The sequence below is a fragment of the Aporhodopirellula aestuarii genome, from assembly GCF_023701485.1.
In the GTDB taxonomy this organism is placed as follows: domain Bacteria; phylum Planctomycetota; class Planctomycetia; order Pirellulales; family Pirellulaceae; genus Rhodopirellula; species Rhodopirellula aestuarii.
On the sequence record NZ_JAMQBK010000002.1, the window covers coordinates 153798 to 169041 of the forward strand.

Here is a 15244-nt window from a genome sequence, read left to right on the forward strand (position 1 = left end):
CCCAAGATACAACGTCCCAAACGGGACGAGGTCATCGCGATATCATCATGGCACTGCCCCCACAACCAACCTCAAGATTCACTTCCCATTTGGTCACCCCATCCGTCAATGCAACTCTTCATTCTGTTTTCATGCGTCGTGTTGCTGCTCCTCTCGATCAGTCGCTGGAACGTCCACCCGTTCCTGGCGCTACTGGCCGTTGGACTGCTCTACGGAATCGGCAGCGGGCTCGGCGGACTCGAATCCGTCGATCTGTTAATGGAAGGATTCGCGAAAACGCTGCAGTGGATTGGCGTCATCATGGTTCTCGGAGCGATGATCGGCGAGATCGCCAACGAGACCGGAGGTGCGGAACGAATTGCGAAATCGACGCTCAAACTGGCAGGCGAAAAACGCCTTCCCTACGCGATGGGCCTCACCGGATACATCATCTCGATTCCGGTTTTTGTTGACGTCGCGTACATCATGATGCAAACGGTAACGGAGGCACTCGCGGCGAAAAGCAAACAAAACATACTCGGCGTGGGCTTGTCTCTCGCCACCGGTCTGACGGCCACTCACGCGTTGATGCCGCCGACGCCCGGTCCACTGGCCGTCGCGGGGATTCTGGAAGGTCAACTCGGACGCATCATCCTGATCAATTTTTTCGTCGCTTTTTCCGCGATGGCCGGCGGCTTGGCTTGGGCGATGTTTTATTGTCGAAGGATCGAACTGCCGTACGACCGTGAGCTTCGCAATCAGTTCGCGAGTTCGAACGATAATGCTCTCGCCGAAAACGATGATCGCCCCAAACAAACGTCCGGCTCCACATGGCTGGCGATGCTGCCCATCTTCGTGCCGCTGGTATTGATCGCGATCAGCTCCTTTATCGGCACAGACAATGCCGGCCCCGCATCCATCACGATGAAGTTCCTCGGCACGCCACTGGTTGCACTTTCAATCGGCGTCATTCTCGCCTTGGCTCAGTATGGTCGCAACTTTCGCATGAGCAACATATCCAACGTGGCCGAGCGGGCGATCGAGAAAGCAGCTTTGGTCATCATGATCACCGGCGCCGGCGGTGCGTTTGGACACATCATCAAAAACTCAGGAGTGACTGAAACGATTTCGGCTTACGCGAGTGATTTGGGAGCGTTCGGTTTTCTCTTCCCCTTCGTGCTGGCATCGATTTTCACAACCACCACCGGTTCGATCACGGTGTCCATGATCACGACGGCTTCGATCGTCGCGCCACTGATGTCCTCACTCGGCATTTCACCGGAGATGACGGCCGCTTTGATTGGCAGCGGTTCGTTCTGCGTCTTTCACGTCAACTCCAGCTTCTTCTGGTTGTTGAATCGATTGCATCACGCGCCTCCGTCGGTTTTGCTAAAAACGTTTACAGTGCAATCGCTTTGCATGGGCCTGGGTGGACTCGCCGCCGTTCTCGTACTCAGAATGTGCGGATTAAAATAACAGAAGTCTGCAACGACTTGCTGCGTCAGATGCGAATTCCTCGTCTATCCGAGGCGAGCGGGTTATTAAGCAGGTACATAGAAGTGATTCGGTATAACGACAATTCCGCTGATCGTGATCGGTTCGGCGTAGGCCGGACCAAGGAGCCTAAGCGACGCAGTTCCGGCACGACTGAGCAAGTGAATGCCGGAACTCGCAAAGCCTCGGTCCGGCCTACAGTTCGCGGCAGTTTCGCCAGATGATTCCTGCATACCTGCTTAGCTGGCTCCAGAGTTTCCCGAATGGTTAGTCACGATCGTGACAACATGTGATAGCCACGGACGTGGGTCCATGGTTTGGGAATACAAAGCGAATCAAGTCGCAACGCGACGACACAAAACACGGGTGTGCGCACGAATGAACCACCGGAAGCGGCATCTGTCATCGCTTCGCGACTTGGTGTATGCGGGGGGGCGTTGACCCCGGACTCGCGTCCGGGGCTTTCGCCTGCCGTCGCTATCGCGACTAGGAATGGAAGCAATACTGGCGCGGCGTTGTCTTTCCACGTCTTCGCAACGCTTTGGCAGTCCAGAGATTTGGCAGGCCAGGCTAACGCCCAAATGGCTCATCGGATTTAGCCCAATGATTCCCGCCTACCTGCTTAGAACCGGAGGGGCTCGCGGCCTGCCGCTAAGAAGCCGCGCCAAACGGGGTGAGCTTCCGGTCGCCCCCCCAAGTTTGAATGCTGACAAAGGACTTCTGCGTCCGTATTTCGTCCGGTCTTCAGCAAGATCGCTAGGCTTGCCGCAGCGAGTTCACGATCGGGACCGTTGCGGCTTGGATCGCCGGCGCCAAACCCGCGGCGACACCGACGATGAGAGAGACGATCGTCCCGGAAACCGCCAACCCTAGCGAAGGTCGAAACGCGATCGTGGCACCTTCCGCTCCAATCGCAAAACCACCGATCCCCAACGCCGCCAGAGCGAGCATCGTGCCTGCGACTCCGCCAACCAGACAAAGCAGCGTACTTTCGGCCAGCACCAATCGCATTGCTCTCGCCGGGCGAACACCGATTGTTTGCAACACCGCGTACTCTTTGATCCGATCCTGAACGCTCATCACCGTAGTCGTTGCGACAAGCGACAGGACGAGCCCGACGCAAGCGTAACCGAGCCAATGGGCAAATCCGATCAGATCAACCAGGTCAGAGAGCGTGCTGGCTTGAAAAGCACCTTTTCGCCGCGTCTTCGTGGCAACGGATCCGGACCGCAACATCTCGTCAATCTCCGCCGCGACCCGGTCGGGCTCGGCATCGTCGGTCAGCATCACCTCATGCTGAGTGACCAATCCCGCCGCGTCGAGGCCGCGGGTGTACTGCAGAAAAGCGAGACTCGTGTAGATCAAATTCTCTTCGGAAGGAACGGTTGACTCAAAAACCCCCGCCACCTTCACCGAAATCTCACCGATCGAAAATTGATCCCCGGTCTTCAAACCACGTCGTTGGGCGACGTTGCGTCCCACGATCGCAGCATCACGCTGTGACTTAAACTGACTCCAATCGCCACTGGTCAACTTGATCGGCCTGGATCTTTGGATCTGTTCCGGGTCGGCGCCGTTAAAGACGACGATGTCTAGACTCGCCCGACAATTGTTGGTCCAAACTTGAATGGGCATCACATCGCGAACTCCCGGAACCTCTTTAATCTTCCGTGAGTAGTCTTCGGGCAAACGGCTGCTCGTCGGACAAAAACGATTTTCCTGAAACACGATCAAACTTCGGTCCGCGTCCGCACCATTGGTCAACCGATGCAATCCCTCTTGCACCGAGCCAACGAAACAAAACACGAACATCGCTACTGCCGCGCCGGTAACGGTCAGCAGCGTCCGCGTGCGGTGACGCCAAAGTGTCTTGAGGACGTAAGCAATCATTGTTGAAAGAGGTGTGGGGTAGGTTGCGGTTGAGAAGACATCGAACCTTCGTCTCCCTTCTCCAAGAATTTGCCACGGTCGAGCACCAATTGTCGCGATGCGATTTGTGCTACGTCCGTATCATGAGTGACTATCAACATGGTGATGTCGAGCTCCTTGTTCAGACGTTGCAACAGCACCTGAACTTGCTCACTGGTCTCCGTATCGAGGCTCCCGGTTGGTTCATCGGCCACGACGACTTTGGGGTGAGCCACAATGGCACGTGCAATGCCGACACGTTGTTCTTGTCCACCCGAGAGCTGTCTGGGGTAATGGTCGGCGCGATCACTTAGCCCTACCGCTTCCAACGCTAACTCCACACGTTGTCGACGCTGCGCCGAAGAGAGTTTGAGCAACAGCGTCGGGAGTTCGACATTTTCGTAAGCCGTCAAAACCGGAATGAGATTATGTGTTTGAAAGATGTATCCCAAGTTTGCCGCTCGCCAATCCGCCAATCGGCTTCGCGAGAGTTTCGTGACTTCGGTTCCGGCCACGGTAATCGTTCCGGAGTCCACCCGGTCGATACCGCTGACCAAGTTGAGCAGCGTGCTTTTGCCGGTGCCGCTCGGTCCCATCAACGACACAAACTCGCCGCTTTCGATATCCATGTCGACGTTGTCGAGCGGAGTGATGGTTTCGTCGCCCTTGCTAAAGCTCTTGCTCACGCCGCGTAGTTCTACCAATGCCATTTAATTCATCCCTATGATTTGGTCGTCGCCGGATACCTGAACGACGGTCCCTGGAGTCAGACCCTCCGTACCGCTGGCGATCAATTTGTCTGTTACCCTCAACCCCGATGCGATTTCCACCAACCCATCACCGTTCTCGCCACCCAGAGTGACCCGGTTTTGTCGGGCGATGTTCTCTGCGTCCACGATCCAAATGAACGTGCCTGAACCATCGGATTGAACCAGCTGATTGGGAACAAACATCCGCTCGGTTTCGGTCTCCTCATCGCTGGTTTGTTCAACCACCGGCGCTAAAAAGGTTGCCGTCACCAGCATTTCAGGGCTGACCGTCGGTGGCGGGTCGATCAACTCCACCTTCACTTCGAGAGTGTTTTTTTGAATATTGGCTGAACTCGTGGTTTGCAACACACGGCCGCGGATGGCTACTGCCGAGGACGCCGTCTCGATCTCAACAGGCTGCCCACGCGTCACCATCGGCACGTCTTCAAGCCGCACATCGGCGCGTACCTGCAGCCGCTCGGGATCATACATTTCGACAACCGTGCTGGAACTCTGCCCCGCATTCGAATCGAGTCCCATCACACGAGTCCCGGGCGACGCGACCAGTCGTAAGATCCGTCCGTCGATCGGGGCGCGGACGACATTTCGCTCTAACGCCAATTCGGCTTGGCGTAATTGCAAGCGAGCCTCATCACGTAATGCTTCGGCCGACTGGACCTTGGCTTTGGCCTCTTCCACTTGCCGCGTTTCTTCGACCAGGAGTTCCAATTGTCGATTGAGCGCGTTGACTTTGTCGCTGAGTGCGGCAACTTCACGTTCCAAATTGGGTCGCCGCTGTTTGAGTTCCTGCAACGTTGCCACAGATGCGGCGTGGTCGCTCTCGGCGCGAGCGATAATACGTCCCGAGATCGCTCCCTTTGCCGATTGCTTGCCCTCAAAGCTGTTGCGGGTGTATTCGGTTTCGGCCTCGGCCGCTTCGATCAGGTACGGCAACTTAGCCAACTCGGTCTGAGCTTTTGCCAGCGTGCTTTGCGCATCCGCCCGCTGGACTTCTAAATGAACCGGGTTCTCGAATCGAATCTTGGCAGCGTTGAGCTCCGCGTTGGCACGCCGAAGTTCTCCTTCCCGAATCGCCAACGAATTGCGGGCTTGCTCGACCATCAGTTCGGCGTCGATCGAAATTAGCCGAGCGATCGGTTGCCCCTTGGCGACCTGCTGTCCTTCGACGACCAGCAATTCCTCAATCACCCCCGGGGCCAAGGCCGCGACACTGATCGCCGTCGGCCGAGGTTCAATCCATCCCGGGGACTGGAACAACGTCGTACCGGCTTGTTGAACCGTTCCACGCTTCACGACGACCGGCACAACCGTTACTGATTTCGCCGGAATCAACCGTCGTCCAGCCGCCGCTCCCAACAAAGCGATGAATCCGAGCAGGATCCCCAACGGTACAACGTATCGGGTCAGCCAACGCTTTGGGCGCGGCTTTACCGACGTCGACTCGCTTGGAGGCGAGCGATCGAGTGCCAATCGGCTGAGATCGAGAGGAGGCGACATGGTGACAAACCGCAATGAGTGAAGCGTGGACAATTCATGAATCGTGCGAGGAGCCCGTTTGACGAAAACGCATGAGTTCGCCGAGTGCGTGGCTCTCACACCGATCCTCATTCACTGCGAACGAAGACTTGATTCGCCGCAACGGTGAGGTTGCCCTGGTCGTCACGCTTCGCAGTGCCTTTGACCACGACTGTTGACAATTCTTTCACCGACAACATTTTGCGAGCATCTTGGGCGACTGGATTTCCCGACTCGTCCACAATTTTGACCGTCGCGATGTTGTCTTTGACTTGATCTTGCGTGCAGCAGTAGTCCCACGGAGTCGGACACCCTTCGTCGGCAGCACAAAACGGGACCTTGGGGTCGACGATCGTGAACGCGGCAATCCCCTCGACGAACGGCTCACTCGATCCGCCGATCAAACCGACCAAGGTGACGTCTTGGCCGTCTTCGGTCGCTTCCCGCGCCTCGCCAACGGGTATCGCGTCGGCAGGTTCACTCTCAGCGAGATACTGCGTCGCCGGCGAACTGGACTCATCAAGAGTCACTGTGGTCACCTCAGACGATCCGCATCCCGTGAACAGAACACTCAACCCCATCAACATCAAACTGCAAATCTTCATTTCAATTCTCCTTGGAATTTAAGTAACTAACATTTCAAAACAAAACGCTTCGTCTTGGATACGAAGCCTTCACTAAACTGCTTTCAAACTGGTTGCGACTTCAGCTCGCAACGCTTTCAACGCCGGGGGCAACGCACCCACGACACCTAATAACAATCCGACGCCGCAACCGATCAGGATCGCGGCGCTATCGATCCGTAGAGTAAACGCCCCCATCGTGAATCGCACCGCCATTCCGTTGAGCACCGTGAGTGAAATCACCCCCGACAACAACGACGCAGCCGCTGCCAACAAGACTCCCTCTTGAATCAAACTGATCAGGATCGCACGCCTGCGAAATCCGATCGCTTGCAAAGTTGCGATCTCGCGGACGCGACCGGCGACCGCCCCATACATCATGTTCAATCCGGCAAAAATCCCGGCCGCCGAAACCAGCACAACCACAAACCAAGCCAACAATCGGACGGGTCTGTAGTGCCGCTGCAGCGAACCGTAGTAGTCGGTTTCTCGGATCGCACGCAGTTCGAGATCGGTTCGCTCCTTGCAAAAAAGTGCCACCTCGGCGGCCGATCCGCTCGGCGACAACAACATCGCGACCAGACTCAGATCTTGTCGCTTGGTCGCTGTCTGAAAATCACCTAGCCGACACCAAATCTCCGATTCATAAGCGGCACCGCCGGCCGCAAACCGGCCACTGACTGTCCATTGGCGTCCTTCGAACTCGAGCGTCTTTCCGATCCTCACCGATTCATCGGAACTGCCGAGTTTTGCCGCCGCTAATCGGCCGACAAGGACCTCGCCATCGCTAGGCCAGTCGCCTTCCACGATCTGGACCGAACGACGAACCAACGGCGCCGACAAAGTCACGCCGCGCACCAATCCCAATCCGCCTTCCCCTGACTCGGTTTTGACTCGTGTCCCCAAGTACAACTCGGGCGATACGTGCGTTACTCCGAAACGTTTGACCGTTCCTTCCACACTCGCCGTCAACAACGACGGACTGCGGGCGGCGATCGACGAGTTCTCGATGTTCTCTTCCGAGTTCACCGAGTAGACCAACACCACGTTTTCATCACCGCTCACAGCCAACGATCGTTCTAATCCACGAATGAACCCCACGACGACGAACACCAACATCACCACCGTCGCCAACGCGACGAGAGTCAATGCAGTCCGAACCGGCCGACGAGCCAAGTTACGTACGCCGTAATCCCAGGGAAGTAGCATCTGCGATTTCGCCTATACCTTGGGCTTGGACGTAAACGTGCCTTCGGCGCAGACCATCTTCTTCGGCGTTTTGCCGATTCCTTCCATAACCTCCCAAACTGATTTCGGACTCAGCCGAACGGATTGCTCGGGGAACACGGTCACGGATTTCTTTTCGATGCTACATTCGACTTTTGCGACACCTTCGACGTCCTCAAAACGCGTGGTGATCTTCTTCACACACCCACCACACATTTCACCCACCGTCATGACGATGTGATTGCGATCACGTTCGGCACCGGATGCGGCCGCGTTCAGGGACAAAACCGCAATCAACACAGCGGCGCACAAACAGATACCACTTCGGGTCAAACTCAACATGCATTCCATCCTTTTGATAGAAACCTTCGAAACCAAATCCGTCCGTCCACACACGACCATCGCGCGCAGCATCAAACGACGGGGCTAGTCAAACAAGAACAAAACAACAAACGAAAGAAAGGAACACGAACGGGCTATTCATCAGCGCCCGTTAATGATTCCATACGTTTTGCCGGCTCAAATCAGCCAAGACTGGTGCGCGATGCGCACGTCGCGCCCCGAGACGCGTTGCCCGTCAGATCGGGACGAACGTAATGAGGCAAAGTCAACATACCGAGCCGATACATCGTGATCCACAAGCGTCGGCAATACCCATTCGACTACCAAGTCGGATTCGGGCAATTCGATGTCCGTCTCGACGACAGCGCCCTCACAGATGCAATCTTGACAATTGCACTCCTCGCCACAGGGCTCGGGCAGATCCGACGCGGGTACCTCTTCGCAATGGGAACAGCACGCACACGCGACCGGCGCAGACTCCTCTCCCGCCGTTGCATTCGTTTGACACGAAAGACAACGCACCGGACACGCCAAAAGATTGACGATCAACAGCAACGCGAGGAGGGGCGATTTCATGCCTGTAGTGTATCTCGTCACCCGATCTCTCACAAGTTCGACCTGTGGCGATGCAGCCAAACAAGCAAACGGCAGCGCCACGTCCATGCCGCCCCATTCCGCAAGTCATTTCGATTGACACCATTCCGACCAGATCGATCTCGTAATGATCAAACGCCGATCATCGCTGCCCCTCGCCTCGTCGGCGTGCTCTGAGAACATCTTCAAATTCATTCTCCCTCCCGCCCATACGGCCTCTGGCACGACGTTTGCGATCCGCGGTACTCCCATGACCGCGGGGCCTGAACCCAACAGGTCATACGCATTGAACTCACCCACGACACCATTGTGGGAATATCTCAGAAATGCCTGAACCAAGAAATTGATTCTCATCAGCCATGACTGCGACAAAACGAATGATGCCAAAGATAAACTCGAAAAATGATTGCCGCGGTTTGGGCGGGATGAACATCAAATGATTGCAACAACTAGCACTACAAACCAATTCGACTCGCTCATTGCGTTTGCGCACCGCGACCATAATCGTCACCAAGTCGCCAGCGCTGACGGGATTTTGGAATGTGTCGGTGAAACGCCCCTGGTTCGTCTCCGACGCTATCTCGACGATTCATCCATCGAACTGCACGCGAAACTCGAGGCGGCAAATCCCGGCGGCAGCGCCAAAGATCGACCGGCCTTGCAAATGCTCGTTCACGCTCTCAATACCGGTGATGTTCGTCGCGGTCACACCGTGGTGGAATCTTCATCAGGGAACATGGGCATCGGATTGGCGCAAGCATGCCGCTTTCATGGACTCAAATTCATTTGTGTTGTTGATCCGCACGCCCAGCCACAAAACCTCGCGATCATGCGTGCACTCGGTGCCAAAGTGATTCGTATCGAGAAGCCCGTCAACGGAAGCTACCTCGCCGCACGTCTCGAACGTGTTCAAGAGCTCTTACGCAAGATCCCCAACAGCTATTGGCCGAACCAGTACGCCAATCGCCAAAACCCGATCGCACACTACGAGGGAACCATCCGCGAAATCGATGCGGCGACCGGCGGTGACCTCGACTATCTCTTTATCGCAACCAGCAGCACGGGAACGGCCCAGGGATGCCGAGACTATTTGCAACACCACCATCGCAGCACCAAGGTGATCGCCGTCGACGCCAATGGCAGCGTGTTGTTCGGCGGTTCGCCCGGGAAACGTTTGATCCCAGGAATCGGCGCGGGGCATTTGCCGGCTCTAGCTCGCGACCAAACTTTTGACGACGTCGTCAGGGTATCCGACATCGATTGCGTGGTAGGTTGCCGCCGGGCCGCATCACGAGAGGCGATGCTGGTCGGTGGCTCCGCCGGCGGAGTGCTCGAAGTCATCCGATCGATGGAATCGGAACTGCGAGGAAAACGATGCGTCGCGATCTTGCATGACTCGGGGACCCGTTACCTCGATACCGTCTTCAACGACCACTGGGTCGAGTCAGCTCTTGGTGTCACCCCGGACGTTGTCCTGGCAAAGATGTCCGCCCCAGCTTTGTCTCTCCATGGTGCCGCATGATGACAAGTTCTCAACTCACTCCCCCCCAGGACACTGAACCGGCAATACCCGATAACCCGGTGAATCATGTTCGTTCCAGTCGCGACTACCGCATCGGCATCGTCGGTTGCGGACCTCGTGGCCTGTATTGTTTACAGTCGCTAGCGGACCAACTGCAACAAAGCGTCGCTTTGCCCGCGATCTCCATCGTGATCTTTGAACCGTCCGAGTTTCCTGGCGCAGGCAACGTCTACGCCCCCAGCCAACCGGACTTTTTGCGAATGAATTTTGCCGCGAAACAGATCGACGCCTGGACGCGGCCATGCCCATCCGACTCGCCGCGACTGAATCTCGTTGATTGGCTCAAAGAACACGGTCACGCCGCTGATCAACCGGAGGGCTATGTCAGCCGCGGCTTGGTAGGAAGATACTTGAATGATTGCTTCCAGCGCGTCGTCGAGCAACTCCAACGCGTGGCAACCGTAAACGTTCTCCGTGAAGCGGTCTCGTGCGTCGGAAGATTGACGGACTCATGGCAGATTCGAACCGGCCGTACCCTGTTCAATTTCGACGATATCGTTTTGACCGTGGGCCACGGTCACTGGCAAGATGAAGCAACCGATACGGAAAAGCAAACCGAAACGACCAAGCCCGCATTCATTCCGACGTTTCCGGTGGAACGAAATCTTACCGAGCATTGCGTTCCGCCAGGTTCCGACGTTGCCGTGCGAGGTTTCGGCCTGACCTGGATCGACACGGCCCTCGCCCTCACCGAAGGCCGAGGTGGAGAGTTCCACCGCGCTGGAAATGCGTGGACCTACCATGCTAGCGGACGTGAACCCAAGTGCCTTTATCCTGTCTCACGTAGCGGTCGGCCGATGTTGGCCAAGCCCGATGAATCGTTGTTTGCGCCACCGCAAGCACTCAATGAAATCTGGATGCACGGCAAACAATCCTTAGACGCGATCACTCGCCCCATTACGGGTCAAGCCTTCAAAGAACAGCTGTGGCCCGTATTTACGGACGCGGCGGCCACGGCGGTCAACCTTTGCTCGGGAACACCGCTCACGTCACAGGACGACGTCGCGACTTGGTTTGATCGCTGGTGTCAATCGCCGATGAACTCCAGCGTCGCACTCGAGACGATGAAACAATCCTTTGCTGTTGCAACAGGCCAATCGGCACCCGACATCGCATGGGCGTTGGGAGCCGCGTGGCGAAACCTCTACCCCGCACTCGTCCGCTGCATCAATTACGGCGGATTGTCCTCGGAAGCGTGGCCAAACTTTCGTAAGATTGCCGCCGAGATGGAACGGATTGCGTTCGGTCCGCCCGCTGAAAACGTGGGACGCATCCTAGCGTTGGTGGACGCCGGGCTCATTGACCTTCATTACCTCGCCGGATCAATGCAGTTGCAATCGAACGAGACGACTGACGATGAAGCGGGACCAAAGTGCTTGCTCGTCAATGGCATTGCTACCCAACCGGTCGACGTTGCTATCAACGCCGTACTGCCGTCTCCGCAGGAGTGCACGACTCTCGGCCCCCTCCAATCTCTGCTGGACGAAAAAACAATCGGTCGTTTGCACGGCACCGCGGCCATCGAAGTCGATGCCGCAGGACGTCCTTTGAGAAACTCGACCGGGGTGACCGAGGGATTAGCGATTATGGGCCGAGCCACTGAAGGTTGTGTGCTCGGAAATGATACACTCAGCCGAACCCTTCACGATCACCCACAACGCTGGGCTGAATCGGTTATCAAACGAATCCACGGCGTAGAGATATTGGCATGAGCATTGTCGAACAGTCCTCGACTTCGATCCAGGACGCAAAAATCAATGAATTGCGTCGCTGGTGCGAGGGCATGCCACGCTTGGACGCGTGTTTGGAACCGTGGATGGTCGACGTACTGAACGACCACACAATCGAGGTCCGCGACCTAGTCGAGCGCTACGGGTCTCCGCTCCATGTCGTATCACCTGCGCCGCTAACTCGAAACGTTCACCTTCTCAACGACGTCGCCGCTGATCGAGGAATTTGGTTCCAAGCGTTCTTCGCTCGAAAGGCGAACAAGTGCCTTACCTTTGTGGAAGCGGCCAATCAGATCAGCGCCGGCATTGATGTCGCCAGCGAACAAGAATGCCGACAAACACTCGATCTTGGGGTCCCCCCTGAGAACATCATTTGCACCGCCGCGATCAAGTCATCCTCGCTCATCCAACTTTGCGTTAAACAGGGTGCGACGATGGCGATCGACAACTTCGACGAACTGAAGCAAGTCATTCACATCGCATCGTCAACCGACACGCCCGTGGAAGTGGCTCTACGTTTGAGCGGTTTCCGTCACGACGGCAACAAGCTTCATTCGCGGTTCGGCTTTGACGTCGATGAGATTACCATGGTCGCGGACACCCTTCGCGAATCTCCTGAGGCTGAGCGGATTCGTGTTCGTGGCATTCATTTCCATCTCGACGGGTATTGTGCCGATCAACGCGTTTCCGCGATCCAGCAGTGTCTTCCCATCGTCGATTACCTACGCTCGTGCGGCCACGACATTTGGTTCCTCGACATCGGTGGCGGGTTGCCAATCAGCTATCTCGAAGATGAGCGTCAGTGGAACGAATTCTGGTCAACACATCGCGAGGCGTTGTTGGGAAACACCTCGCCGATCACGTATCGAAACCACGGGCTAGGATTACATCGAACCGCAGAAGGTATTCACGGCGAACGCAACACGTACCCGTACTACCAATCACCCGTTCGAGAGCAATGGTTCGCAGAGATTCTCGACGCGGACTCACGGGAGGGAATCTCGATAGCCGCAGCACTCCGCGATCGAACGTTACAGTTGAGGTGCGAACCAGGACGTAGCAGCCTCGCTGGTTGTGGGATGACGATTGCCCGGGTTGAATTCACCAAACGTCATCACACCGGCGACTGGTTCAACGGACTATCAATGAATCGCACCCAGTGCCGAACGGGTAGCGACGATTTCCTCGTCGACCCCATCGTCTTACCGCAAACGGAACCCCGCGAATCGACCCAACGTCAACCGATCGCCGGTTACCTCGTCGGTGCCTACTGCACTGAATCGGAACTCATCCAACTTCGTCGCCTCCATTTCCCGCACGGGATCTCACGCGGCGATCTAGTTGTATTCCCGAATACCGCGGGATATTTCATGCATTTCCTAGAAAGCCGGTCGCATCAGTTCCCGTTAGCACAAAACGTTGTCTTCAACGGCTCACCGCTTTCGCCGTTTTGCTTGGACCGAATCGACGTGCCGGATGCAACTATCGATCCATGAACAATCGCTGGTGATCGATCACCCCCTGAACGAATTCACGGTCTATCTCCGCGTCTTCCAGGGTACTGTGTAGCACCGAAATATCTCCGGTCGTTTCGAAGACGACAGCGAGAATTTGGTTGCGGTTGAATGCGTTCGCTTCACGCAATTTGCCGTACACATCCTCACGCGTCACATTCGCTTTGCGTAGGTTCTCGTCAATCATCTGACCGCCCGCCATCAGCAGCAGCGGCTCATTGTCTATCAACCGATTGAACCATCCGAACCGGCGGCGCAAAAGCGCGAGCGCCCATTGTCCCGCAAACAGGCATGACAGAGACACGATCCCGAGGGAGAGCGTTGGGGTTGGCGACGAAATGGTGGACGCAAACAGCGATCCTACGGCGATCGTCATCGCGAAATCCGACGCCGACATCTTTGAAAAGCTTCGCAGTCCAGTCATACGCGTGTACGCCAAAATCACGAAATAGATCACGGCAGCCGACATTACCACGATCAAAATTTCTTCCGTGGAAGCAGCTGTCCATTTTTCAAACGTGTCCTTCATCGTTCCATTCCTCTTTTCAGGATCCGCTTATCTCGCGTGCGGCTTGAAGTTCGCGGCCCTAACAAAGATCACCGCGAAAAATAACAAATACCGTGTCATCGGACGCAAACGCTGTACCACTCGTCGCTTCGAGTTCAGCAGGGGCATCCATCGATTGAATTACCGAGCGTCGCGCAATCACTTTCGCGCCGACACCAACCACTTCCATCCGTCAGCTGAGTTAAGATGATCGGCAGTGTCATCTTCGCGCCCTCGCCCACCTGCCACCCCCGCCTCGATCCATGATTCCTCTCTCTCGACGCCATCTCCTCCAAACGTTTGCCGCCGCGATGACGGCGGGTGTTGCTCTACCGATCCATGCAAACGAACGCTTTCGACGAATCAATCCGCGAATCAAGGGGATTTCGCTCAGCGCGTATTCGTTGAGGCCCCACATGCAGTGGTGGAAAGGCAAACGCACGTCCGGGAAAATGGACATGCTGGGCTTTCTCGATTACTGCGCCGATCTCGGAGTGGAAGCCGCCGAGTTGACGTCTTATTTTTTTCCCGCACCGCTTGATAAATCGTATCTCAATAAGGTGAAGCGTCGTGCCCACGTACTCGGAATCGACATCTCCGGCGGGGCGATGGGAAATAGTTTTGCGTATGAGCCCCAAAGCGAGGAAGGACGCTCCGCATCGGGCCACTTCCGCTCATGGATCGACCACTTCGCCGACCTCGGAGCGCCCGCGGTGCGAGTGTTCGCCAGTAGCGGCAAACCCAAACAGGCGACGGAGGAGCAAGTGATTGAGAACGTCGTCGCGAACCTTGAGATCGCGTTGCCGTACGCAGAAAAACGTGGCGTGATGTTGGGTTTGGAAAACCACGACATCCTCAAAAACATCGACCATCTCGTCCGCATTCTGGGCCAGATCGATTCGCCCTGGTTGGGCGTGACATGGGATTCGGCGAACCTCGAACCCACACCTGATCCCTATGCGGAACTGGCCCGAATCGCTCCCTATGCAATCACGGCGCAGCTGAAAGTGATGACGAACGTCAACGGAAAACCCACGCCCGCCGACTTACCGCGATTGCTGCAAATTCTGAAAGATGCCCAGTTCAGCGGCTACGTGGTCCTCGAGTACGAAGAAAAAGAAGATCCCTACGAAGCCATTCCAAAATTTCTAACCCAAGCCCGCACAGCGATCGCGTCCATGGACTGAGCATCACCAACTTCCAATTTTGGGTTGCTCGAACCGGAAGCCTCGCGTCTACCGCTATGAAGCGTAACGCAACGGCACGTGTTCAATGCCATCACCTTTCGTATTAACCGGGTGGTTTCATAGCGGAACGGCGCGAGCCGCCCGGTAAATTTCGAACATCTTACGCGTTGCAACCGGGCGGATTGCGGGCTGTTGTTTTAGGCGTTTCGCAAAAATGAGTGAGCCGACAGCG

At 56.2% G+C, this 15244-nt stretch carries 13 protein-coding genes; 5 read left to right on the forward strand and 8 right to left on the reverse strand.

What is annotated here, in order from left to right; genetic code table 11:
• Positions 1-108: 108 nt before the first annotated feature.
• Positions 109-1455: a GntP family permease gene (locus tag NB063_RS00900; protein WP_250926843.1), complete on the forward strand. Its 1347-nt coding sequence runs from the start codon at positions 109-111 to the stop codon at positions 1453-1455.
• Between the two features lie 774 nt (positions 1456-2229).
• Here the strand turns inward: NB063_RS00900 and NB063_RS00905 are convergent.
• The 7 genes from NB063_RS00905 to NB063_RS00935 form a co-directional block, all read right to left on the reverse strand.
• Positions 2230-3363, reverse strand: coding sequence for an ABC transporter permease (locus NB063_RS00905; protein ID WP_250926844.1), 1134 nt, complete (start codon positions 3361-3363; stop codon positions 2230-2232).
• Complete coding sequence (locus NB063_RS00910; RefSeq protein WP_250926845.1) at positions 3360-4091, reverse strand: ABC transporter ATP-binding protein; 732 nt, start codon at positions 4089-4091, stop codon at positions 3360-3362. The genes NB063_RS00905 and NB063_RS00910 overlap by 4 nt, the downstream gene beginning before the upstream one ends.
• The gene (locus NB063_RS00915) at positions 4092-5648 is read right to left on the reverse strand and encodes an efflux RND transporter periplasmic adaptor subunit (protein ID WP_250926846.1); all 1557 of its coding nucleotides are present in this window, start codon (positions 5646-5648) and stop codon (positions 4092-4094) included.
• 107 nt (positions 5649-5755) lie between these two features.
• Positions 5756-6271: a hypothetical protein gene (locus NB063_RS00920; protein ID WP_250926847.1), complete on the reverse strand. Its 516-nt coding sequence runs from the start codon at positions 6269-6271 to the stop codon at positions 5756-5758.
• Between the two features lie 72 nt (positions 6272-6343).
• On the reverse strand, positions 6344-7498 hold the full coding sequence (locus NB063_RS00925; protein ID WP_250926848.1) for an ABC transporter permease: 1155 nt from the start codon (positions 7496-7498) through the stop codon (positions 6344-6346).
• 12 nt (positions 7499-7510) lie between these two features.
• Positions 7511-7858, reverse strand: coding sequence for a heavy-metal-associated domain-containing protein (locus NB063_RS00930; protein ID WP_250926849.1), 348 nt, complete (start codon positions 7856-7858; stop codon positions 7511-7513).
• 177 nt (positions 7859-8035) lie between these two features.
• Complete coding sequence (locus NB063_RS00935) at positions 8036-8434, reverse strand: hypothetical protein (protein ID WP_250926850.1); 399 nt, start codon at positions 8432-8434, stop codon at positions 8036-8038.
• A gap of 454 nt (positions 8435-8888) precedes the next feature.
• On the opposite strand from NB063_RS00935, the gene sbnA reads away from it, so the two are divergent.
• Genes sbnA through NB063_RS00950 form a run of 3 tightly spaced genes read left to right on the forward strand, consistent with a single transcriptional unit; the run spans position 8889 to position 13260 of the window.
• Entirely contained in the window at positions 8889-9974 is a 1086-nt protein-coding gene (gene sbnA / locus NB063_RS00940; protein WP_250926851.1) for a 2,3-diaminopropionate biosynthesis protein SbnA, read from the forward strand.
• Between the two features lie 59 nt (positions 9975-10033).
• Positions 10034-11746: an FAD/NAD(P)-binding protein gene (locus NB063_RS00945; RefSeq protein WP_250926852.1), complete on the forward strand. Its 1713-nt coding sequence runs from the start codon at positions 10034-10036 to the stop codon at positions 11744-11746.
• The gene (locus NB063_RS00950) at positions 11743-13260 is read left to right on the forward strand and encodes a Y4yA family PLP-dependent enzyme (RefSeq protein ID WP_250926853.1); all 1518 of its coding nucleotides are present in this window, start codon (positions 11743-11745) and stop codon (positions 13258-13260) included. Before NB063_RS00945 ends, NB063_RS00950 begins: the two co-directional genes overlap by 4 nt.
• Here NB063_RS00950 and NB063_RS00955 read toward each other — a convergent pair.
• Positions 13247-13807 (reverse strand): DUF421 domain-containing protein, encoded by a 561-nt coding sequence (locus NB063_RS00955; protein WP_250926854.1) that lies wholly within the window; start codon positions 13805-13807, stop codon positions 13247-13249. The two genes, NB063_RS00950 and NB063_RS00955, sit on opposite strands and share 14 nt — an antisense overlap.
• Positions 13808-14088: 281 nt before the next feature.
• Between NB063_RS00955 and NB063_RS00960 the strand changes: the two genes are divergently transcribed.
• Entirely contained in the window at positions 14089-15012 is a 924-nt protein-coding gene (locus tag NB063_RS00960; RefSeq protein WP_250926855.1) for a sugar phosphate isomerase/epimerase family protein, read from the forward strand.
• Positions 15013-15244 lie beyond the last annotated feature (232 nt).